Origin of the sequence: Catenulispora sp. MAP12-49, from assembly GCF_041262705.1 — a bacterium.
Lineage (GTDB): Bacteria > Actinomycetota > Actinomycetes > Streptomycetales > Catenulisporaceae > Catenulispora.
Genome location: NZ_JBGCCP010000001.1, coordinates 863,815 through 885,522, shown reverse-complemented (window position 1 = coordinate 885,522; position 21,708 = coordinate 863,815). Strand labels below are relative to the sequence as shown.

At 68.9% G+C, this 21,708-nt stretch carries 20 protein-coding genes, 1 tRNA gene, 1 rRNA gene and 1 pseudogene; 9 read left to right on the top strand and 14 right to left on the bottom strand.

Annotated features, from left to right (window positions below):
- Positions 1–80: ribosomal RNA gene (locus ABIA35_RS04115) — 16S ribosomal RNA — on the bottom strand; the annotation flags it as partial.
- 753 nt (positions 81–833) lie between these two features.
- The gene (locus tag ABIA35_RS04110) at positions 834–1,022 is read right to left on the bottom strand and encodes a hypothetical protein (protein ID WP_370341226.1); all 189 of its coding nucleotides are present in this window, start codon (positions 1,020–1,022) and stop codon (positions 834–836) included.
- 113 nt (positions 1,023–1,135) lie between these two features.
- Here ABIA35_RS04110 and ABIA35_RS04105 point away from each other — a divergent pair, with 113 nt between their 5' ends.
- From ABIA35_RS04105 to ABIA35_RS04090, 4 genes are all read left to right on the top strand, one after another.
- Complete coding sequence (locus ABIA35_RS04105; protein WP_370341235.1) at positions 1,136–1,483, top strand: ArsR/SmtB family transcription factor; 348 nt, start codon at positions 1,136–1,138, stop codon at positions 1,481–1,483.
- Entirely contained in the window at positions 1,480–1,752 is a 273-nt protein-coding gene (locus ABIA35_RS04100; RefSeq protein WP_370341224.1) for a hypothetical protein, read from the top strand. Before ABIA35_RS04105 ends, ABIA35_RS04100 begins: the two co-directional genes overlap by 4 nt.
- Positions 1,749–2,534, top strand: a complete 786-nt coding sequence (locus ABIA35_RS04095; RefSeq protein WP_370341223.1) for a sensor domain-containing protein — start codon at positions 1,749–1,751, stop codon at positions 2,532–2,534. The genes ABIA35_RS04100 and ABIA35_RS04095 overlap by 4 nt, the downstream gene beginning before the upstream one ends.
- A gap of 116 nt (positions 2,535–2,650) precedes the next feature.
- Positions 2,651–4,888 (top strand): MMPL family transporter, encoded by a 2,238-nt coding sequence (locus ABIA35_RS04090; protein WP_370356625.1) that lies wholly within the window; start codon positions 2,651–2,653, stop codon positions 4,886–4,888.
- Positions 4,889–4,994: 106 nt separating this feature from the next.
- On the opposite strand, the gene ABIA35_RS04085 is transcribed toward ABIA35_RS04090, so the two are convergent.
- Entirely contained in the window at positions 4,995–5,876 is an 882-nt protein-coding gene (locus ABIA35_RS04085) for a sigma-70 family RNA polymerase sigma factor (protein WP_370356623.1), read from the bottom strand.
- 319 nt (positions 5,877–6,195) lie between these two features.
- On the opposite strand from ABIA35_RS04085, the gene ABIA35_RS04080 reads away from it, so the two are divergent.
- Positions 6,196–6,867, top strand: a complete 672-nt coding sequence (locus ABIA35_RS04080) for a rhomboid-like protein (RefSeq protein WP_370356621.1) — start codon at positions 6,196–6,198, stop codon at positions 6,865–6,867.
- Between the two features lie 87 nt (positions 6,868–6,954).
- Positions 6,955–7,488 carry an RNA polymerase sigma factor gene (locus ABIA35_RS04075; RefSeq protein WP_370356619.1) on the top strand — a complete coding sequence of 178 codons (534 nt, stop codon included), beginning with the start codon at positions 6,955–6,957 and terminating at the stop codon, positions 7,486–7,488.
- Positions 7,489–7,523: 35 nt separating this feature from the next.
- Here the strand turns inward: ABIA35_RS04075 and ABIA35_RS04070 are convergent, their stop codons facing one another.
- Entirely contained in the window at positions 7,524–8,024 is a 501-nt protein-coding gene (locus tag ABIA35_RS04070; protein ID WP_370341218.1) for a universal stress protein, read from the bottom strand.
- Between the two features lie 194 nt (positions 8,025–8,218).
- Here ABIA35_RS04070 and ABIA35_RS04065 point away from each other — a divergent pair, with 194 nt between their 5' ends.
- The gene (locus ABIA35_RS04065; RefSeq protein WP_370341217.1) at positions 8,219–8,734 is read left to right on the top strand and encodes a hypothetical protein; all 516 of its coding nucleotides are present in this window, start codon (positions 8,219–8,221) and stop codon (positions 8,732–8,734) included.
- A gap of 5 nt (positions 8,735–8,739) precedes the next feature.
- On the opposite strand, the gene ABIA35_RS04060 is transcribed toward ABIA35_RS04065, so the two are convergent.
- The 3 genes and pseudogenes from ABIA35_RS04060 to ABIA35_RS04050 form a co-directional block, all read right to left on the bottom strand.
- The gene (locus ABIA35_RS04060) at positions 8,740–10,608 is read right to left on the bottom strand and encodes a PQQ-binding-like beta-propeller repeat protein (protein ID WP_370356617.1); all 1,869 of its coding nucleotides are present in this window, start codon (positions 10,606–10,608) and stop codon (positions 8,740–8,742) included.
- A gap of 76 nt (positions 10,609–10,684) precedes the next feature.
- Positions 10,685–10,960 (bottom strand): annotated as a pseudogene (locus ABIA35_RS04055) (hypothetical protein); the annotation flags it as partial.
- A gap of 182 nt (positions 10,961–11,142) precedes the next feature.
- Positions 11,143–11,215 (bottom strand) — tRNA-Arg (locus ABIA35_RS04050).
- A 133-nt stretch (positions 11,216–11,348) separates the two neighbouring features.
- Between ABIA35_RS04050 and ABIA35_RS04045 the strand changes: the two genes are divergently transcribed.
- The gene (locus ABIA35_RS04045; RefSeq protein WP_370341215.1) at positions 11,349–11,576 is read left to right on the top strand and encodes a DUF5302 domain-containing protein; all 228 of its coding nucleotides are present in this window, start codon (positions 11,349–11,351) and stop codon (positions 11,574–11,576) included.
- A gap of 117 nt (positions 11,577–11,693) precedes the next feature.
- Here ABIA35_RS04045 and ABIA35_RS04040 read toward each other — a convergent pair whose 3' ends face one another.
- Positions 11,694–13,079 (bottom strand): threonine/serine exporter ThrE family protein, encoded by a 1,386-nt coding sequence (locus tag ABIA35_RS04040; RefSeq protein WP_370356615.1) that lies wholly within the window; start codon positions 13,077–13,079, stop codon positions 11,694–11,696.
- Between the two features lie 121 nt (positions 13,080–13,200).
- Between ABIA35_RS04040 and ABIA35_RS04035 the strand changes: the two genes are divergently transcribed.
- Positions 13,201–14,223, top strand: a complete 1,023-nt coding sequence (locus ABIA35_RS04035) for a polysaccharide deacetylase family protein (protein ID WP_370356613.1) — start codon at positions 13,201–13,203, stop codon at positions 14,221–14,223.
- A 122-nt stretch (positions 14,224–14,345) separates the two neighbouring features.
- Here the strand turns inward: ABIA35_RS04035 and ABIA35_RS04030 are convergent, their stop codons facing one another.
- From ABIA35_RS04030 to ABIA35_RS04005, 6 genes are all read right to left on the bottom strand, one after another.
- Positions 14,346–16,112 carry a cell wall-binding repeat-containing protein gene (locus tag ABIA35_RS04030; RefSeq protein WP_370341212.1) on the bottom strand — a complete coding sequence of 589 codons (1,767 nt, stop codon included), beginning with the start codon at positions 16,110–16,112 and terminating at the stop codon, positions 14,346–14,348.
- A 180-nt stretch (positions 16,113–16,292) separates the two neighbouring features.
- Positions 16,293–16,511, bottom strand: coding sequence for a hypothetical protein (locus tag ABIA35_RS04025; RefSeq protein WP_370341211.1), 219 nt, complete (start codon positions 16,509–16,511; stop codon positions 16,293–16,295).
- Positions 16,512–16,723: 212 nt separating this feature from the next.
- On the bottom strand, positions 16,724–17,851 hold the full coding sequence (locus tag ABIA35_RS04020; protein WP_370341210.1) for a PLP-dependent cysteine synthase family protein: 1,128 nt from the start codon (positions 17,849–17,851) through the stop codon (positions 16,724–16,726).
- Positions 17,852–17,993: 142 nt separating this feature from the next.
- Complete coding sequence (locus ABIA35_RS04015; protein ID WP_370356611.1) at positions 17,994–18,977, bottom strand: metal-dependent hydrolase; 984 nt, start codon at positions 18,975–18,977, stop codon at positions 17,994–17,996.
- A 14-nt stretch (positions 18,978–18,991) separates the two neighbouring features.
- Positions 18,992–20,764 carry an SDR family oxidoreductase gene (locus ABIA35_RS04010; RefSeq protein ID WP_370356609.1) on the bottom strand — a complete coding sequence of 591 codons (1,773 nt, stop codon included), beginning with the start codon at positions 20,762–20,764 and terminating at the stop codon, positions 18,992–18,994.
- Positions 20,761–21,630 (bottom strand): M24 family metallopeptidase, encoded by an 870-nt coding sequence (locus ABIA35_RS04005; RefSeq protein WP_370341207.1) that lies wholly within the window; start codon positions 21,628–21,630, stop codon positions 20,761–20,763. The genes ABIA35_RS04010 and ABIA35_RS04005 overlap by 4 nt, the downstream gene beginning before the upstream one ends.
- Positions 21,631–21,708: the final 78 nt, after the last annotated feature.

Below are 21,708 nucleotides of genomic sequence, written 5' to 3'. Positions count from 1 at the left end.
AAGGCGGTTCACCGTTCGACTTGCATGTGTTAAGCACGCCGCCAGCGTTCGTCCTGAGCCAGGATCAAACTCTCCATTGATGATTATCACCAGCCAACCGGACTGTGTTGGAATATAACCCAGATGGTCGGCATGAGGTGTCAGAAGAGTCACCTGGCAAGTAGACCGAACATCCCGACGGGGGTCGGGAGTCGTCTACCAACCATGTGTTAAAGACTCTCGGACCATCGCCCAACAAGGGGCGCAGGACCGAGGTCGCATGGCATCGAAATTAATCGGCACACTGTTGAGTTCTCAAGTAACAGACGCCCGAACCACTCGTCTCAGAACCTTCGTTCCGATCGGCTGCGACCCGGCGTTGTCAGGTCTTGCTGTTTTTCTTTTGTCTTGCTTCGCTTTAGATCTTAGCAGATCCTCCGCGTTTTTCGCAATTTCTTGCGATTTTCACTTCCGGCTGGTTTCCCCGCCTTTCGCATTTCCGATCTTAGCAGATCGTTTTTGCGTCTTGCGCTTCCACCTGGCCTTCGGTCCGCTTCGGAACTTCCGTTCCGCTGCGGTGCTCCAGAACTGTATCGGTACTTGTTTCCCTCTCCAAATCGGCCGTTCGCCGGCCGTTTGGATGAGATATCCAATGTTCGACACACCAGGAGACCACGACGCCGCCGACGCCCAGAGGGCGACGACTAGACTCTCGGATTGGTTCCTGCTGAAGATCACCCCCGGTGATCGCCCGCTCGCGCGGCGCGTCCCGAAGGGGCAACGTCGTGAAAACTTAGTCGTCGCCCGAGCTCATGTCAAGCTCCCTGATCCCGGGCGGGCTAATCCGGCTCTGCTCAGTCCTCGTAGTGCGGCGGCCGGTCCGCCAGCAGCTCCATCAGCCGCGCGGTGTCGCCGGCTGCGGAGGTCGAGGAGGGATCCCGATCGCCGAGATCGTCGGTGGTCTGCTCGGGCAGCACATCCCCGAACAGCTCGTCCCAGTCCACGACGCGCTCGTCCGCGTCCCAGCCCGAGTTCTCGCTCATGCCCTCCAGTGTAGAGCAGCGGCGCACTGAAGGGGCCTGATGCGAACACTTGACAGTCTGTTCGGGCACCTGTCAGTCTCGACTTACAGGTGATAGCGAACGAGGAGGACGCCCTGAACACCGAGGAACTGCTCGCGAAGCTGGGCGCCGTGGGCCACGCCCAGCGGCTGCGCATCGTCGCTGAGCTGTACCGCTCGGCTCAGGCGGGGGAACGCCTCCACGTCAGCGAGCTCGCCCGCCGGCTGGGACTGTCCCGGGCCCTGCTCTACATGCACTTGGAGCGGCTCGAGACGGCGGGCATGGTGGCCGGCCAGCTGGAGCTGTCCGAGGACGGGAAAGCGATGAAGTACTTCGAGCTCAGGCCGTTCGCGCTGACGCTCGACGCGGAGACGATCGCCGAGACGGTGGCCCGGGACACGGAACCCGCGCCGGACGCGAACACGAAGGGTGGAAAGGGATGAACAACGGAGTCGTGCTCGCCAGCGGCGGCGGCGGTTCGAACGGGGGAATCATCGCGATTGTGATCGTCGGGATCATCTTCACGGCGATCGCGGTCAGCATCGTGTCCTTCTTCCAGTTGCAGAAGCACCGCGCCGACGCTGTCGCGTTCGCCTCGTACCGCAAGCTCGCGGAAGAGGCGGTGGAGAAGCAGGACCAGTTGCTCACCGAGCTGCGGGCCCTGGATCTGAAGGTCGGCGAGATCGAGCGGATGCTCAGGAGCGTCGAGTGAATGCCGAGACCATGGCGTCTCTATACGGGACCCCTATATGGAAGCGCCTGCGGATGTACCGCAACCCGCTGCGCATGTTGTTCTCCGGCGGCGTCTGGGCCTCGGCCTGGTACCTGCTGACCTCGCTCGTCGTCTGTCTGGCACTTTTCTGCGTGATCACCACCATCACGGTGACGTCCGCGGCACTGGTGATCATCTGGGCCGGCCTGCCGTTGCTCATCGGCAGCGCCTACTTCATCCGCGGCTGCGTGGTCCTGGAGCGCGGCCGGGCTCGAGCGGTGGTCCCCGAAGGACTCCCCGCGCTGCCTCCGGTGGAGACCGCGGAAGGCTTCTTCGCGACGCTCAAGGCGGTGTGGAGGGATCGGATCACCCAGCGGGGGCTCACGTACTTCACCCTGTTGGCCCTCCCCCTGTTCATCCTGGACACCGTCGTCTGGACGGTCTGGGCGGCGTTCCTGGGCGGCGTGACAGTCCCGATCTGGTACCGCTACATCCCCCGCACGTTCGAGGGCCACCGCTATCACGGCCTGGAGTACGGCTACTTCCCGCATGGTCCGCATGGCAAGGACGCCATCGGCTTCTGGATCGGCAGCGACCAGTCCGCGACTGTTGCAGCAGTCGCCTCGCTAGTCCTGCTGCTGGCCTGGAACTACATCCTGGTGGCGACCGCCCGGGTCCATGCGAACACCGTGCGGGCCGTGGTCGCCGGACGCGACCCGATGGCGCCGGCGCGCCGGGTGCTCGAAGCCCCCGGCCCCTTGAGTACGTCAGCAGGTTCCTGAGCCGAAGAAGCGGGCCGGGCAGATGTTGCAGCATCCGCCCGGCCCGGCAGGACCCCACACCACCAAGTCACGTCAGCTCTCACACATCGATGGCTCTGCCATGGAGGGGATCTCTCATGTCCACGCTAACAGCACGCCCGCCTGTGGTGGAACGGGTGGCGGGCTGGAGTGCCCGCCACCGCAAGACCACCGTCTTCGGCTGGCTCATCCTGATCATCGCCGCGGTGGCGATCGGCGGGCTGGCCTCCGGCGCCAAGAAGACCACGTACGACCCCGGCGAGGCGGGGCGCGCAGAGCGCGCGCTCGACGCCTCCGGAATCTCCCAGCAGACGGAGAGCGTGCTCGTACAGAGCCGGTCGGGCGCGCCCTTCGCCTCCGACGCGGACTTCCGCCGCGGCGTCGCGGACGTCGCCGCGGCGCTCCGCGCCATCCCGGACTCCGCAGCCCAGGTCCGCTCCCCTCTGGACAACGCCACGGAGACCAAGGCTCTGGTCTCCAAGGACGGACGCTCCGCGTTGGTCACCTTCGTGGTCGCGGGGAGCAAGGACAACGCCGACAAGACCGTCGCCAAGCCACTGGCGACCGTCGGGCAGATCCAGGCGGCGCATCCCGGACTCCGGGTCGAGGAGGCCGGCTCGGCCTCGGTCGACAAGACGATCAACGACATCATCTCCACCGGCTTGCAGCGTGCGGAGTACAGCTCGGTGCCGGTCACCCTGATCCTGCTGCTGATCGTCTTCGGCGCCCTGGTCGCCGCCTCGATCCCGCTGCTGCTGGCGCTGACCGCGGTGGTCGCGGGCATCTCGCTGATGGCGATCCCCGGCCACTGGGTGCCGATCAGCGACAGCACGTCCTCGGTGGTGCTCCTGATCGGCATGGCCGTCGGCGTCGACTACTCGCTGTTCTACATCCGCCGGGAACGCGAGGAACGCGCTCTGGGTCGCTCGCCGCGAGAGGCACTTCGGATCGCAGCGCGCACCTCGGGCCGGTCCATCGTGGTCTCCGGCCTGACCGTGATGGCCTGCCTCGGCGGTCTCTTCCTTACCGGGATGGACGCCTTCTCCGGCTGGTCCGTGGGCACGATCCTGGTCGTCGGCATGGCGATGCTGGGCTCGGTCACCGTCGTCCCGGCGATGCTGTCCTGGCTCGGCGACAGGATCGACAAGGGGCGCGTGCCGCTGCTGGGCAAGCGCCGCACGGTGGCGAGCGAGTCGCGGTTCTGGAACTTCCTGGTGCGGCACGTGGTGAAGCGCCCGCTGCTGTGGGGCGTCCCTGCGCTGCTGGCGCTGCTGGCCCTGGCGATCCCCGGCACCGGCCTTAAGGCCAAGGACCCGGGCGGCGTCGAGCTGACCCACGGCAAGCCGATCAGCCAGACCCTGGAGCGCATGCAGACGGCGTTCCCGGGCGGCCCCGCACCGGCGCAGCTGCTGGTGCACGGCGACCCGGGTGTGCTGAAGAGCCCTGCGTTCACCGGCGCGGTCACCGCCATGGAGCGGATGCTCCCCAACGGCGCCCAGGTGACCACCCAGACCAGCACCGACGGCAGCTACCAGGCCATCTCGATCCCGCTCGCCGGCGACGGCGCGGACAGCGCCTCCGCGGCCGCGCTGAAGGACCTGCGCTCCCAGGTGCTGCCCGCGACCCTCGGCCACGTCTCCGGCATCGAGTACAACGTCGGCGGCCAGTCGGCCGGCCAGACCGACTTCGGCGACCGGCTGCACAGCACCACTCCGATCGTCATCGGCTTCGTCCTGCTGCTGGCCTTCGTGCTGATGGTCGCGGCCTTCCGTTCCCTGGCGATCCCGCTGACCGCCATCGCGGTGAACCTGCTGTCGGTCGGCGCCTCCTACGGCGTGGTGAAGTGGATCTTCCAGGACGGGCACCTGGAGAAGCAGCTCGGCTTCCAGTCCTACGGCGCGGTGATCTCCTGGCTGCCGCTGTTCATGTTCGTGATCCTGTTCGGGCTGTCCATGGACTACCACGTGTTCATCCTCAGCCGGATCCGCGAGCTGCGGCTGCGCGGCGTGCCGACGAAGCAGGCCGTGGTCAAGGGCGTCAGCTCGTCCTCCGGGGTGGTGAGCAGCGCGGCGATGATCATGGTGGCGGTGTTCTCCCTGTTCGCCTTCATGCCGTTCGCGCCGATGAAGATGGTCGGCATCGGCATGGCGGTCGCCGTCGCGCTCGACGCCACGCTGGTGCGCGGCCTGCTGGTCCCGGCGGTCATGAGTGTGCTGGGCGAGCGCAACTGGGAGCTGCCGCGGGCCCTGCGGTGGGTCCCGGGCCTGGCTCTGGAGAAGTCCGCCACTCCGGCTCCGGCACACGCTTATGCGCGCCAGGAAGTGCCGATCGCATAAGAACTCCGCCTGGAGGAAACCGCTAAAGCTGGAGAAGAACGCTAAAGAGAAACCGCGGCGCCGGAACCCGCAGGGGTGGTTCCGGCGCCGCGGCCTGTCCGGACCGCTAGCCGGCCAGCGTCCGGGCCACCTCGTCGAGCCGCTCGGGGTCGAGGATCACCTGGATCGACACCACCTTGCCGCCGACGATGTCGAAGGACATCAGCGAGATCGGCTTGCCGTCCTTCACCACGAAGGCACCAGGCGTGCCGTTGATGAGGACGCGCTGGACGTACGGCGCCATGGTGCGCGCCAGCTGCGCCTGCGAGGCGACGGTGTGGGCCCCGGACAGCGTCACGGACTGGCCGGCCCTCAGCACGCCGCCGTCGGCGCGGAGCACCACGTCCGGATGCAGCACGGCGACCAGCGCCTCGAAATCACCGTTCCGCGCGGCGGCGAAGAACGCGTCGACGGCCGTGCGCTGCACCGCGAGGTCGGGATCGGGGACCGGCGCGCGCCCCTCGACCCGCCGCCGGGCCCGGCTGGCGAGCTGGCGGACCGCCGCCGGCGTCTTCTCCAGGTCCTCGGCGATGTCCTCGAACGGCACCGCGAACATGTCGTGCAGCACGAAGGCGAAGCGCTCCGCGGGGGTGAGGGTGTCCAGCACGATCATCATCGCCAGCCCGACCGAGTCCGCGGTCAGGGCGGCGGTCTCCGGGTTGGTGTCGTCCTCGGCACGCACCACCGGGTCCGGGATGTGGATCTCCAGGGAGTCCTCGCGGCGCTGCTGCCGCGACCGCAGCATGTTCAGGCACACGCGTCCCACGATCGTGGTCAGCCAGGCCTCGAAGTTGCGCACCTCGTCGGTGTCCGCGCCGCTTGCGCGCAGCCACGCCTCCTGCAGGGCGTCGTCGGACTCGCTCAGGGACCCGAGCATGCGGTAGGCCACCGCGCGCAACCTCGGCCGATGCTCCTGGAACCGCTCGGCGAGGAAGTTCTCGTCGGCCATCTGTCACACATCCCTCGGTCCGGGTGTCTTCACGATGCAGCCCGCTCGACGGGCCTCCACCGTCATACCAAGGAGTGATCGTGAACGCGAAGATCTTCGTCACCGGCGGCACCGGCACCCTCGGCTCGCACACCGTGCCGCTGCTGCGCGCCGCACAATTCCACGACCTGACGCGCCCCGGGCCTGGGAGGACTTCCTGGCCGGGCACGTCGGCTGACGATGGCGGATACTCGTCAGGCCGCTCGGAATCCGGCCGAGGACTATGCCGCGCCGGCCGCAGCGTTGGCAGGATGGGTTCCGTCCGCCGAAAGGGGTCCCCTTGTCCGCCGCCCGACTCCGCGCCCTCGTGCCGCGCCTGCTGCGCGATCCCGCGTTCTGGTACGCGGTGTCGTTGGCAGTGGCGGCCGTGGTCGAGGACACCATCTCCACCGACCGGCTGCGCCGGCTCATGGACTGGTGCTCGACGAACCTGGCGAACATCCGCCCGGGCGGGCATCCGGTGGAGGCGTTCGTGGCGTCGGCCTTCATACCCCAGGAGTCCGCGGGGGTGTGGCCGTTCTTCGCCCTGTCGTTGTTCAGCGTGGTCGCCGTGCTGGGCGCGCGGAAGACCGTGCTGCTCCTGGGCGGCGTGCACGTGGGCGTCAGCATGGTCACCGAAGGGCTGGTCTGGTGGCGGATCCACCACGGCACGCTTCCCTCGTCGGACGCGCACATGTGGGACACCGGTCCGTCGTACCTGGTGGTCACCGCGCTGACGGTCGCCATCGCCACCGCGAGACCGCTGTGGCTGCGGATGGTGTGGTCCGTCTGCCTGGCCGGGGCGACGCCGAGCCTGCTGCAGGGCATCGACCACGCTGACTACACCGCTATAGGGCACATCTTGTCGTTCTCTATAGGCCTCGGGGTGGTGTTCCACGTCCGGCACACGCTTGGCGATGTACGCCTGGAGGCGCTACCAGAGCCCGCAACCGTGCCAGCCACTCCGCATTAGGGCTTACGTGCACACCCCACTATGGGAGGGGGTCGAATAGACCTTCGGTGGTTACCGGAAGGGGTGCCCGGCGGGGACCCTGAATATATGACCACGATGGTTCTGTCCGCCCCGGAATGCCACCGCCAAAGCGGCACCATTGATGTCGCCGATCTCTACGCCCAGCACCGGCTGCCGCTGACCCGGCTCGCGGTGTTGCTGCTCGGTGACACGGCGAGCGCCGAAGACGCCGTCCAAGAGGTGTTCGTCAAGCTCTGGTCCCGCCCCGACCTGCTCAAGGGTGTCGCGGCCCCGTCCTCGTACCTGCGCACCGCCGTGGTGAACCGCGCGCGGTCGGTTCAGCGCCGGCGCAAGCTCGAACGCGAATACGCCGTGCTCGACACCGTGGACGTCGAGCCCGCTGAGACGACGGCGCTGCTGCCCCTGGAACACCGCGAGGTTCTGGAGGCCGTGAAGGCGCTTCCCACACGGCAGCGGGAAGTACTGGTGCTGCGTTACTGGGGAGATCTCACGGAGACGGAGATCGCCCGAACCCTGGGTGTCACGCGCGGGACGGTGAAGTCCACCGCGAGCCGCGGGATGCATGCGGTCACGGCACGGCTAAGGGCCGGCAACGCATAGCGTCACCGGCCCTATAGCGTTCAAGCGTATTGGCGTCAGCCCTCGACGGAGTCGGCCTCGGGGTTCTCGCCGCGGCCCTTGGCCAGGTCGGCCGAGGGGACGACGAGCACCGGGCGCTTGGCGTGCCGCAGGACCTTCGCCGAGACGCTGCCGACGAGCAGCGAGTGCAGGCCGGTCAGGCCGCGGGAACCGGTCACGATCAGGTCGGCGTCGAGCTCGTCGGCCACGCGCTCGACGGTCTGCCAGACCGACTGCGCGCCCTCGGACTCCCAGCGCGCGCTCGCCTTCAGGCCGGCCTCGGCGGCCAGCTTGGCGCCGTCCTCGGCGACCTGCTCCGCGCTCAGCTCGACGACCTTCTCCTCGTCCTCGGTGGCCACGGCCCCGACGAAGGCCTCGGCGACGCCCAGCTGAGCCATCAGCGGCTCCCACACGGTGAGCAGGACGGCCTCCCGGCCGGGGAACGTGCGGGCCGCGTACTCCAGGGCTGTCTTGGCGTCGGCGGAACCGTCGTACGCGATGAGAAGAGTGCCGGCCATGGTGGTTCTCCTTCGGTGAGACCTCGTCGTCGTGATCTTTTGTTAGCAACGCTCACTAGCGCTAGATCATTCCCCCTCGACGCGGTGACAGAGCGCATCCTTACTACTACTCAAGCCGTTGACACTGGCGGGATCACCGGATCCCCCTGAAACGGGAGGACAAGATGAGGATTCGCTGGAGAGGGACCGTCGTTGTGGCCTTCGCCACACTCGCGGCCGGCGTCACCACAGGCGTCTCCGCAGGCGTCGCCGCGGCGGCTCCCCGCACCACGGCCGGCCGGGTCTGCATGTTCGACGCCCCCCAGGGCGCGCTGTCCCTCGGGCACGTCGCCTGGGCCTTCCGCTGGTCCGACGGCAGCGACACCTGGGACTACGGCGCCACGCTGTCCGACCACAACTGGGAGAAGCACGGTTCGGAACAGCAGATGCTCCAGGACTTCACGACGCTGAACGAGTCCGGCGGGTACAAGAGCTACCGCTGCCTGGACACCGCCGCGGACGACCAGAGCGCGGCCGAGGCCGCGGTGGCGGCGGGCTTCGCACGGCCCTACAACCTGGGCGAGGACAACTGCCTGACCCGGTCGGTGCAGATCTTCAAGGCGTACGACGGCTCCGGCGGACTCAACGGGATGCCCGACGGGAAGTTCGTCTTCCCGAACGCGTACTTCAACTACGACCTGTCCGGGTGGGAGGACGCGAAATCGCTATAGCGCGCTCAGGCGACGAAGCCGCGCACGGTGGAGTCGTAGCCGATGAAGACGTGACGGTCGTCGGCTACGACGGACCAGTCGTTGTTCACGCTCGCGCCGGCGGGATCGTGGAACTGCCAGTTGGTCTCGCCGGTCTTGGCGTCGAGGCAGACCAGGGTTCCGCTGACGTGGTCGACGATGTAGAGGTTTCCGCCGCCGAGCGCCATCTCGCACTCCAGGCTCGGGTCACGGAAGTCCTTCGGCCAGGACGTACGCCAAATGGGAGCACCGTCGGAAGCCTTATACGCGGCGATCACATTCTCTTCCGGGAAGGAGCCCTCCGACGCCGCGTAGACCGTGGTGTCGTCGGCGATGACCGCGTGGAAGGCGCCGTCGCTGCCCTCGGGGGTGGTGCCGCCCACCGGCCACAGGGCGCGGCCGTTCGCATCGAAGGCATAGAGGCGGCTGGTGGCCCAATAGATGCTCGTACCGTGGCTGGCGATCGCGGTGGCGAACGCGGGGTCGTCGTTCGGCGTGGTGTCCTTGGCGGTCCAAGCGAGCTTGCCGGTCTTGGCGTTGTAAGCCGTGAGCTGGTGGCTCTTCGGCTGGGACAAAAGGATCAGCCCGGTCTCGGCACTGAAGTAGGGCGCGCCGTCGATGGTGCCGATCTTCGTGCTCCAGAGCACCTGGCGCGACGTCGGATCCAGGCCCCACAAGCCGTCGCCGGCGGACTCGGTGGTGCTGGTGTAGGCCCAGCCGACGACGAGGTCCGCGGACGCCCCGAGCAGACCGCGCGTGAGCCAGGATGCGGGCGCGGGGGCGCTCCAGGACTGGTCGCCTTTCCCCACCCCGACCGCGATCAGGTCGTCGCCGGTGGGCGCGACCTCGTACACCGTGTCGGCGGTGGCGGGCAGGACACCGTCGTAGAGCTGGCTGAAGGTGTCCTTCGGTGCAGCCCAGCGCGAGGTACCGACGGACGTCTCGAAGGCCGACAGGGTCGTGCCCTTCACCAGGAGGGTGGTTCCGGACAGCGCGAGGAAGCCGACGTTGGCGGCGGGTGCGGACCACGCGGGGTTCTTCGCCGGACCGCTGATGACACCGGGGACCTTGACCGTGGGCAGACCGGTCCCGGCCGTGCCGGCGCTGTCGTCGCTCTCGGCGCCGGTGGTCTTGGAATCGCCGTGGGGCATGTCGGCGACACTCACGCCGAAAGCGGCGACCGCGGCACCGGCCAGGCCGAAGAACAGGAACTTGCGGCGCGTCGGGACGGGCTGCGGGGTCGGACGCGACGACTTCTTAGCGCTTTTGGCGCCCTTGGCGTCTTTGGTGCTCTTGGCAGAGCGCATAAGCGTCGTCGGCGTCGCCGCGATCTCAGCGTTCTGGGTGTTGCGCGACGCGCCCCTGAGCAGATCGTCCAGCTCGGGCGTCTTGGCGCGGTCCTTGGTACGGGTCTTCGTGGCTTTCTTGGTGCTCGGGGCCTTCTTCGTTTCCTTGGGGCTCGGCACCTCATCGGTCGCTATAGCGTTCCCGCCCAGGAGCTCCAGTAGAGCGTTCGTCGTAGGACGCGCTCCGGGAAGGATGTCCAGGCAGCGGGCCACCACATCACGCAGTCCCTCGGGCACTCCCGAGATGTCCCGGTCCCCGGCGGCCTGCCGCAGCAGCACGCCCGGCGTCGGACCGTCGCCGAAGGGCCCGTGGCCGGTCGCCGCGAAGGTGAGGACGGCGCCGAGGGAGTAGACGTCGGCCGCCCTGGTCGCCTCGCCGCCGGCCGCCTGTTCCGGCGCCATATAGCCGGCGCTGCCGAGGACGTAGCCGGTCTCGGTGAGACCCTCGCCGTCCTCCGCGCGGATGATGCCGAAGTCGATCAGGCGCGGCCCGTCCGCCGCCAGCAGCACGTTCCCGGGCTTCAGGGTCCCGGTGCACGAGCCCGGCCCGGTGGATGTCGCGCAGCGCCTCCGCCAGCCCGGCGCCCAGGGCCCTGGTCTCCTGCGCGTCCAGGGGTCCCCCATCGGAGACCCGGGCGAGCAGCGACGGCCCGTCGATGTAGGCGGTGGCCAGCCACGGCCGCTCGGCATCGGGATCGGCGTCCAGCACCGCGGCCGTATAGGCGCCGCTCACCGACCGCGCGGCGGCCACCTCACGGCGGAACCGCTCCCGGAACCGCGGATCGTCGGCGAGCAGATCCCGCACCACCTTGACGGCCGCCGGCCGCCCGCCGGGAGAGCGCCCCAGGAACACGTCGCCCATACCGCCGCCGCCAATCCGGCCGGTCAGTTCGTAGTCGCCGATACGGGTGGGATCGGTGGAACGCAATGGGCGCGTCATGCGATGAGCATACTTACTTGGGCGTTCCCCGGGTTCGGAGACGATCGCTCAGCGTGAAAACCCCAGGCGAACCGCCTGCCCCACGTACCCCATGTCACTGCGAGTGCCCCCGGTTGGATTCGAACCAACGGCCCCCCGCTTAGGAGGCGGGTGCTCTATCCCCTGAGCTACGAGGGCGCGTAGCGCGAACAGCTTACCCGGTGTCGCGGGCGGCGGGACGCGTGTTATCCGTGTGGTGCGGTGCGCGGTGGTCGTGGGAGGCTGGCCGGGACAGCTCTTCCGTCACATCGCACAGCATCAGGAGGCCGGTATGGACACCACCGCGGCGGGATCGCAGTCGGAGCCCGGCGAGCCGGGGGGTGGGCCGGAGGCTGCTTCGGACGCCGACGAGCAGAAGCGGCGTTTCCTGGAGGCGCTGGAGGCCAAGCGGGGCAACGGAGCTCGCGGGGCCGGGGGCGGGCCCTCGGACTCGAAGATCCACTCCGCCCATGGGAAGGCCGGGGCGAAGCGGCAGTTCCGTCGCAAGAGCGGCGGGTGACAGGCCGGCTTCCTATAGAGCTCGGCATATATGCCGAACGCATATAGCGAACGCCGTTGCCGTGCAAAGCTGCTGAGGGACGTGACCGAGGGACTGCGGTCACGTCCTTCAGCTTTTTCAGCCTTGTTGGGGCGGCAGGCCTGGCTCCTGCTCCCCCGCCGCGTCCCGCCGGAAGCGGAAGACCAGCTCCTTGGTGCCGCGCATACGGGTGAAGACGCGGGCCAGCTCGCCGCCGAGGTTCACGCCGGCGCCGATGGCCAGGCCCAGGGAGATCGCGGTCTCCAGCGAGGCGATGCCGCGGCCGCTGTCGCCGCTGGTGATCTCCAACATGGCGAAGTACACGGCTGAACCCGGGAGCAGGGGTCCTACGGCGGGAATCACATAGGGCAGCGCCGAGGTGCGGTAGTGGAGGGCGACCAGGTAGCCGATCAGGCCGACGATCATCGCGGCCAGGCCGGTCGCGATCACCGGGGACAGGCCCCACTCGACGGGATACGTGCCCGCCGCCCAGCTGAACGCCGCGCCGACGGCGGCGAACGGCAGTATGCGGCGCGGGGTGTGCACCGCCACCGCGAACGACACTCCCAGGGCCGCCGCCACCAGGGCGATCAGCGGCTCGGCGCGGACCGGGGCCAGGCGCTCGTCCACGATGAAGCTCGCGCCGACCTGGCGGCCCACCTTCAGGACCAGGGTGATGCCGCTGACCAGGGCGCCGACCAGGAACACCACCTCCAGCAGGCGGGCCGAGGCGGTGATGTAGAAGCCTGTCAGGCCGTCCTGGATCGCCGCCACCAGCGCGCGCCCCGGCAGCACCGTGAACACGCCGCCGACCACGACCGCCGAGCTGTTGATGCGGATGCCCAGGCGGTCCAGGACGATCGCGGCGATCACCCCGGGGACCGCGGCCACCGCCAGCAGGTAGAACGACGGCAGCCCGGTCTTGGCCAGCTGCCGGTACAGCCAGTCCCCGAGGATGGCGCAGCCGAACGCCACCAGGCTGGCCGCGTAGCCGCCGCCGACCAGCAGGGCCGCCGTCGCGGCGATCGCCCCGAGGCTGACGAAGATCACCCAGGGCGGATACGGGTACTTGTTCCGGCGGATCGCCGCCAGGCGTCCGTACGCCTCCTCCAGCGACATCCCGCCCGCGCTGATGTCCACGGCCAGCCGGTGCAGGTCGGCCAGGCTCGTGTAGTCAACGGTCCGGCGCCGCACCACGCGCTCCAACGAGAGGGGCGTGTCGATCAGGCTCGGCTGGTAGGACAGCGTGACCACGGTGAAGGTGACGTTGGTCTCGCAGCCGGCCAGGCCGTACGCCTCGGTGATCCCGACCATCGCGACCTCGACGTCCTCGCTGCCCTCCCCGCTGGCCAGCAGCAGCTCGCCGATCCGGAGCCCGAGATCGATGACGCGCGCCGCCGAGGACGGCTCGACGGTCCGCTCCTCCAGGCCGGGGGCGCCGGGCGCGCCGGCGCGGATCCGGGTGCGGTGCTCATGGGATTGCACGGTCGAAAGATATCGAAAGGAGGCGTGTCCGCACGATCACCCATTGTGAACCCCTGATTCACTCCGGCGCACTGACCTGCCTGGTTATGGAACTGGCCGGTCGGCAGTGAATGATTGTCCGATGATTCGCCCGTTCTTGTCCCAGTTCAAGCACACCCTCACCGCCGTCGCCGTCCTCGGCGCGGTCGGAGCGACGGCCACAGCGTGCGCGAGCAATGGATCCAGCGGGCGGAGCGCGTCTCCGTCGAGCGCGAGACCCTCCGCGATGCGGACGGATTCCAGTCCCGGCGGCCAAAGCCAGACCCAGGCCCAGACACAGACACAGACACAGACACAGACGCCCGGAGGAGCCTCGGGGAGCAGCGGAACCAGCAGCACCACCGCCCCCGGCACCAGCCCCTCGACCGCCTCCGGCACCGCACCGAACCCCGGCCCCGGCACCACCACCCCCGGCTACCGCCCGCCGCCGACCCCGCGCACCAACGCGGACGTCGACTGCTCGGTGGCCAAGTGCATCGCCCTCACCTTCGACGACGGCCCCGGCCCCGACACCGGCCGCCTGCTGGACCTGCTGAAGGCCCAGAACGTCCCGGCCACCTTCTTCGTGCTCGGCGACCAGGCGGTCAAATACCCGTCCCTGGTCAACCGCGAGTACGCCGAGGGCAACGAGGTCGGCAACCACACCTGGGACCACAAGGACCTCTCCAAGCTGCCCGCCGCCGCGGTCCAGGACGAGATCAACCGCGCCGCCGACGCGATAGCCGCGGCCGGCATACCGCGCCCGACGCTGGTCCGTCCGCCCTACGGCGCGGTCAACGACACGGTGCGCGGCATCGGCGGCTTCCCCTTCATCATGTGGCGTGTCGACCCCGAGGACTGGAAGTACCCGGACCCGGCCCGCGTCGCCGACCAGATCGTCGGCCACGCCGAGCCCGGCCGCATCGTGCTCTCCCACGACACGCACAAGACCACGGTCGACGCGATGCCCGCGGTGATCCAGCAGCTCAGGCAGCAGGGGTACACCTTCGTCACCGTCAGTACGCTGATGAAGGGGGTCACGTTGCAGAACGGGACGTCGTACTTCAACCGGCCGACGGCGATGACCGGGGGCCTGGCCCCGGCGCAGAACCACCCGCAGCGCTGAGCCCGGCGGGGCACACCGAATGACACACCAGGCCCGCCGGACGAATCCGGCGGGCCTGGCAGAGGTCTGGCTATTCAGTTGTCAGGCACTCGCGAAGAGCGCCCTGGTCCCTCGGCGGATTCTTAGAACTTGCCGATGGTGGTGACCTTCACCAGGGCCGCGATCTGCTTCGCGACGTCCTGCGAGACGGCGGCGTTGCCGCCGAAGATGTTGATCTCCGTGGTGCTGGTGCCGTTGATCGCGGCCGCGGTGGAGGCCGGCAGCACCTTCGGGTCGGTCAGCAGCAGCGGGCCGTTGACGGTGGCCATGTAGGCACCACCGGTCAGGGCGTCCGGGTACACCAGGCCGGTGGCGACACCGATCTGGTCGGTCTTGCCGTTGGGCAGGAAGTGCGAGGCCACCATGGCTGCGGTGATGTAGCGGTCGCTGCCATACGCGGTGCTGTAGGTGCCGGCCGAGCCCTTGATGGTCGTCATCGCCGCGACGGCCTGGCCGCCGATGGCGGCCACGTTCTGCTGGCCCGCCTTCAGCTTGCTGTTCACGTAGGCCGCGGTGTCGGCGTCGAAGCTCTTGAAGTTGCTCAGGACCACCGCCGAGCCGCCGTCGCCGGCGCCGAACACGTTGGCCGCGTACGGACCGGCCGCCAGGGCGTCGGCGAAGCCGTCGTGGTTCTGGCCCTCGTCACCGCGGGCCACGATCACGTGCGACGGGTTGTTCATGCCCAGCGGGCTCTCGGCGACCTGCAGCGCGGTCTCGAAACGGTCCGCGCCGGCCAGGCGGTGGGTGGTGTAGCCCTGCTTCTGCAGCTGGGTCTCGATGCCCGAGTTGAGCGCCGCGGTGCCGCCCAGCAGGTAGACGCTCGAACCCTTCGGCAGGATCCGCTCGATCTCGGTCAGCACCTTGTCGTTGGTCGTGGTCGCGAGGCCGTCGGTGAGCAGCAGCGGGCCCTGGACCTTCTTGGCGAACGGCACGGCGACCAGCGCGTCGGCGAAGTCGTTGCCGGTGGCCAGCACGACCGACTTGGCCTGCTCGCGGTTGTCGGTGGTGACACCGGTGTCGGCCCACTGGTGCTGCGAGATCTGGACACCGGTCTCGTAGCGGGTCGCGCCGGCGGCCTGCAGGACCACGGTGCCGGTCTCGCTGACCTTCACGGTGAAGGTCTGGGTGGCCGTCGTGGGCTTGGCGGCACCGTCGCTCAGCGTCACCGTGACCGTGTAGGTCTTGTCGGCGGCGTAGGAGTGCGACAGCTTCGCGTCGGTGGCCTTGATCTGCGACGGGTCGCCGGGGAAGGTCGTGGTGACGTTGTCGCCCCAGTTGACCGTGGTCGAAGCGGTCTTGACCGACTGGTCCACCGAAGAGCCGGCCAGGGACAGGGTCACCGGGCTGTTCTTCTTGGTGCTGGTCGCGGACAGCGACGCGGCGAGCGTCACGTCGGACACGGTGATCTTCTGCGTCACGGTCGGCGGCGTCTTGGAGCCGTCGTTCAGGGTCACTATGACGTTGTAGGTGCCGGCGGCCGCGTAGGGGTGGGCCACCTTGGCCGCGGACGCGGACAGGGTGCCGTCGGCCGCGAAGTTGACCGTCTGGACGTCCTTGGCGCCATCCCAGTTGATGGTGACCGAGGCGGTGTTCGCGATGCTCGCGTCGACCGTGGTGCCGGTCAGGTCGACGTTGCCGGTCAGGCTCGTCGCGCCGGCGCCTGTGGTGACCGACGCCTTGAACACGCTGGCGGCGACCTGCTGGCCGCCCTGCGTGTGCGCCTGCGGCGTGCCGGTCGCGGCGTTCGCCGCACCGGTGCCGACGACACCGACGCCGACTGCGGCCAGCGTGGTGGAGATGGCCAGCGTCGAAAGACGCTTACGGGCGACAGAGTGGTTCTGGTTTCCCATTATTGGGGGGACCTCCGGAATGGGCCGGGTGCCTGGGACTGGCTGCTCCGGCGTTCGTTTTTCTGCTGTCTTCAGTTGTGTGTGGTGCCCCGGTCGCCTCGCGGCGGCGGGGCTGGTCGCGGGTCGGTGCGGGCCTCGTGGACCCGGGCCGATCGCGGCCAGGCTGGGGGGTGCGGCCGGTCAGGCCATGAGACCGCCGAGGACGTCGGCGGTGAATGAGAGGTAACGGCCATGGCCGTCGGAGTTCGAGTTCATGAAGTCGGCGCTCGATCCGTCACCCGAGTTGAGGGGGATGGAGAGCACGGCCTCCGCGGCGGAAGACGGAGCCGTCACTCCCATGCCGGCACCGGACGCGGCCTCGGCGGCGAAGGCCGGCCGAGCCTTGTTCGTGACATGCATGGGGGTTCCTCCGTAGGTGGGACGTGGGCGGCGATATTCAACCGCCCACGCAACCCTCCCCAGAGGCGAGAATCTGCGCATCCTGCGATGTGCGTAGAAAGGTGTGGGCCTACGTACGTAGCACCTGATGGTTGCCCCGTCGCAGGTAAAGACTTCGAAACAGCTTTGTGACAATCCCCGGATCGACTACTCGGCCGGCATCGTCAGAGCCCTCATTCGGGCCAGTTCCCGGTGGCGAGCGCCACTCGCAACTGCTCGCTGTACGGTGCCAGATCGAGCCCTTGCTCAGCCAGCCATGCCTCGGATTTGTAAGTGTTCCGATACCGTTCGCCGCCGTCGCACAACAGGGTGACGATGGAGCCCCGGGCCCCGACGGCGCGCAGCTCGCACATCAGCTTCACCACGCCCCAGAAGTTGGTCCCGGTCGAGCCGCCGGCGTCGCGGCCGGACATCTCGGAGACCAGCCGCATGGCCGCGATGGACGCGGCGTCCGGGACCCGGATCATACGGTCCACGACGTCCGGCTGGAAGGACGGCTCCACGCGCGGGCGGCCGATGCCCTCGATGCGCGAGCCCTTGCCGGTCACGTACGACAGGTCGTGGCTGCGCCAGCCCTCGAAGAACGCCGAGTTCTCCGGGTCCACGACGCACAGCTGCGTCCCGTACCGCTGGTACCGCAGGTATCGGCCGATCGTCGCGGAAGTGCCCCCGGTCCCGGCTCCGACCACGACCCAGCGCGGGCAGGGGTGCCGCTCCTGCCCCATCTGCTCGAAGATCGACTCCGCGATGTTGTTGTTGCCCCGCCAGTCGGTGGCCCGCTCGGCGTAGGTGAACTGGTCCATGTAGTGGCCGCCGCCGGACGCGGCCGGGGCCGAGGCGGCGACCCGCCGCGCCTCCTCGTACAGTGCGCCGGGGTCGTCCACGAAGTGGCACTGCCCGCCCTGGAACTCGATGAGCTCGCACTTCTCCTTGGACGTCGAGCGCGGCATCACCGCCACGAACGGCAGGCCCAGCATCCGCGCGAAGTAGGCCTCGGACACCGCGGTCGAGCCGCTGGAGGCCTCCACGATCGTCGTGCCCTCGCGGATCCAGCCGTTGCACAGCCCGTACAGGAACAGCGAGCGCGCCAGCCGGTGCTTGAGCGAACCGGTGGGATGCGTCGACTCGTCCTTGAGGTACACGTCGATACCCCACTCCGGCCACGGGTCGGGCAGCCGGAGCGGGATCAGGTGCGTGTCGGCGGAGCGGTTGGCGTCCGCCGAGACGCGCCGGATCGCCTCGTCCACCCAGGCGCGGCCGGACTGACAGTGCGGGTCGGAGACATCCGTGCTTTGCTGCATGGCCACATGCTAGATCGTCGCGCCGACAGGAATCGGGCCAAAAGGGATTTAGCGCCCGATCAAGATCTGGAAAAGACGCACGCAAAGGCGGGGTCGCGGCAGCCCTGATCTGCCACGACCCCGCCGTCCTGAGGGGCGGCGCTCAGCCCGCGCCGCCCGCGCCGCCCTTCCGCGCCGCCGCCAGCTCGGCCGCGTAGACGGCGGCCGGGGACACCGCGAGGTAGTCCAGCGCCGACTGCGTCGAGCCGTGGCGCGACGGGTGGTACGACGGCTTGAGGTACCTCGGCACCTCGACGACCAGGCTGCCGAGGGAAGGCAGGCGGCCGCGGCGGGCCGCGGCGCGGAAGCGTCCCAGGAACTCGCGCTCGGTCATCCGGCTCGGCCGGCCGGGGCGCAGGCCGTGCGGATCGTGGGCGACCATGTACTTCGCGCCCCGGCCCCAGATCCAGGCGAAGGCCACGGAGGTCACCAGCATCGCGCGGGTGCGGCGGGCGTAGGAGCCGTCCAGGTGCATGAACACGTCGTAGGCCACCGAGCGGTGCTCAACCTCCTCGGCGCCGTGCCAGCGCAGCAGGTCCAGCATCACCGGGTCGGCGCCGGCGGTGTCCAGGCCGCGGGAGTCCACGATCCACTTGCCGAGCACCGCCGTGAAGTGCTCGATCGCCGCGATGACCGCCAGCCGCTCGCGCAGCCACTTCTTGCGCGCGAACGGCGGCATGGTGCTGTCCCCGAGCAGCTGCTCGAAGAGCCACTCGATCTGCGCCACGAACGGGTCCGGGTCCAGCCCCTGCACCTTCATGTGGTGCAGCACGTTCTGGTGCGCGACCGCGTGCGTGCCCTCCTGGCCCATGAAGCCCTTGACCTCGGCCTTGAGCTGCTCGTCGCGGATGTAGGGCAGGATCTGCTTGTAGACGTGCACGAACCAGCGCTCGCCGGCCGGCAGCAGCAGGTGCAGCACGTTGATGATGTGCGTCGCGTACGGATCCTCGGGGATCCAGTGCAGCGGCGTGTTCTCCCAGTCGAACTTCACCCGCCGCGGTTTGAGGTCCGGGTGCCGTTCGATGTCCGAGGTGGTCGCCGGGTCCGTCTCGGCCGCGGTGTCGGCGACCGCCGGGGTGTCAGCCATGTCGGTTCAGCTCCTCAGCCGGTCGGGTCGATCTTCGCCATCCGGCGGGCCAGCGCCGGGGACAGCCGCGAGATGGCCTTGCTCGCCTTCGCCTCCAGCGCCACCGGGACCACCGGCCTGTCGCGCCGCACGGCGTCCACGATGCGCTCGGCCACCTTGTCGGGGCCGAAGTTCCGCCTCCGGTACAGGCCGGTGACGCGCTGCCGGGTGCGCTCCTGCTGCTCCGCGCTCTGCCCGACGAACTTCGTGGTCCGGGTGATGTTGGTGGCGATGAAGCCCGGGCAGATCGCCGAGACGCCGATGCCGTGGCGGGCGAACTCCGCGCGCAGACACTCGGAGAGCATGAGGACGGCGGCCTTGGAGGTCGAGTACGCGGAGAGCGTGCGCGACGGCGTATAAGCGGCCGCCGATGCGAGGTTCACGATGTGCCCGCCCTCGCCGCGCTCCCGCATCATCTCGCCGAAGCAGCGCGCGCCGTGGATGACGCCCCACACGTTGACGCCGAGGATCTTCTCCCAGTCCTTCACCTCTGTGGCGAGGAACGGACCGGACATCCCGATGCCCGCGTTGTTGACGACCACGTCGGGGACGCCTGCCGTCGCCTTCACGTCGTTCGCGAACTTCTCCATAGCCTCACCGGAGGAGACGTCGACCGTATAGAGGTAGCCGCGCGCGCCGAGCAGTTCCACCAGCTCCACGGTCCGCGCCGCGGCGACAGCGTCTATGTCGGCGACGACGATGTCCGCGCCCTTCTCGGCGAAAGCCAACGCGGTGGCGCGTCCGATCCCGGAGCCGGCGCCGGTGATGACGACGAGCTTGTCCTCGAACTCGCGCCGGTCTTTAGTGCCTTGCTTTGCCTCGGCACGCAGTAGGGAACGCACAGGCTCGGGTCCTCCCGGAGTCGCGATGCTGGACTGGACGAACTCCCGGATCCGCTCGGCGATCAGCGCCGGCTTCTTCACCACGATCCAGTGGCCGCCGTTGACCTTGCGCACATAGAGCCGCTCCGTCCACGGCACCGGCGCCTGGGCGGCCAGGGCCGGGGTGACGAACCGGTCGCCGGTCGGTGTGAGCACCTGGACCGGGACCGTGGTCGGCCGCTCCTCGGGGTGCCGCATCTTGGGCAGCATGTTGGCCCGGTAATAGAGGACGCCGCGCGAACCATCCCTATGCAGAGTCGGCGAGGGATCGAGTCTGGTGCCTTCTATAGCCTTGATGATCCGTGGCCATTGCTTGGCCAGACCGAGCCGCCACGCCACGCGCGGTCCCACAGGCAGGTGGAACACGACGATGTACCACGACGCGAGCGCCTGCTTCAGCGAACGCGCCGCTGCCTTGGGCGTCGGCTTCCGGATACCGGAGCGCGTCCACATAGCGGCGTGGTCCAGGCAGGGACCAGAGATGGACGTATAGGAAAGGAAACGCTGTGCGGAGTCCGCACGGGTGACCGCTTCCCAGGCCTGGATGGATCCCCAGTCGTGGCCGACCAGATGGATCGGCATATCGGGGGCGACTACGTCGGCGACCGCATAGAGGTCGTCCGCAAGGTGTTCCAACGTATAGCCGTGCTTGAACAGCGGCCCCTTGGAAGCGCCGATGCCACGGGTGTCGTAGGTGACGACGTGGAAGTCCTCAACGAGTTCGGACACCACGCCGTCCCACACCGCCTGGGTGTCGGGGTAACCGTGGACCAACATCACGGTCGGCTTCGAGGGGTCCCCGTAGGTGTGGACGGAGAGTTTGCCGCCCTCGACGGTGACCGCGAGAGTGCGGACGTCCTGGGTCATGAGTGGGCGCCTTCCAGTGTCCGGGCCTGCTCCTGCCACCGCCGGACGTGCGGCAGGTCGTCGTCGAGCCAGAAGGCGTCGTCCTCGGTGACGACCAGCAGCTCCTCGAACTTCACTCCCACGTCGCGAAATCCGATGTGCGGCTCGACCGCCCACAGCCCCGGCGTGGGCGCGTGGCGGGAGGCGCGGCCGCCGGCCCACAGCGGGGAGCGGCCCTTGATGCCCTCGGTGACGATCTCGCGGCCGAGGGTCTCCAGCGTCCGCAGGCCGAAGCCGAACGCGTAGCGGCCCATGTTCCGGCGCTGGGTCATCCGGCCGACCTGGTGGCCGATGACGCGGCCGGGGTAGACCTTGTGCCGGGACTCGTATCCCTGCCGCGCGATGAGGACGTCGACGGCCGCGTAGACCTCGGACAGGGTGTCCCCGGCCTTGATCCGTTCCAGGATCACCGTGCGGTACTCCGCGAGGTCGCGCATGAGCGCGTCGAAGATGCGGTTCGCGCCGGGTCCGCCGAGGACGCCGGCGTAGCCGATGTCGGAGACGTACCCGTCGACCACCGGGGAGCAGTCGAGGATGTACGACATCCCCTCCTGCAGCCGCTTGTTCGTCGGGAAGAAGTGCAGCGGCGTCCACGGGCCCTTCAGCGAGCGGAACGCGGTGCGCTCCCCGAACCACGCGAAGGGGATGTGGAAGAAGTCCTCGACGCCGTTCTCCCGCAGGAAGGCGCGCATCCGGTGCGCGACCTCCCGCTCGGTGACGCCGGCCTCAAGACCCGCACCGACCGTCTCGGCACAGCGGTAGGCCAGCGCCTGTGCGTCGCGGTGACGCCGCAGGGCTTCGGGGGTGGGGCCGGTTTTATTGGACACGGCGTCTAATGTAAACGCGGAGTGTCCCGCCGACAAGACCCCGTTTCCGGGACGGACACCGGCGGCCCCGAAGAGCAC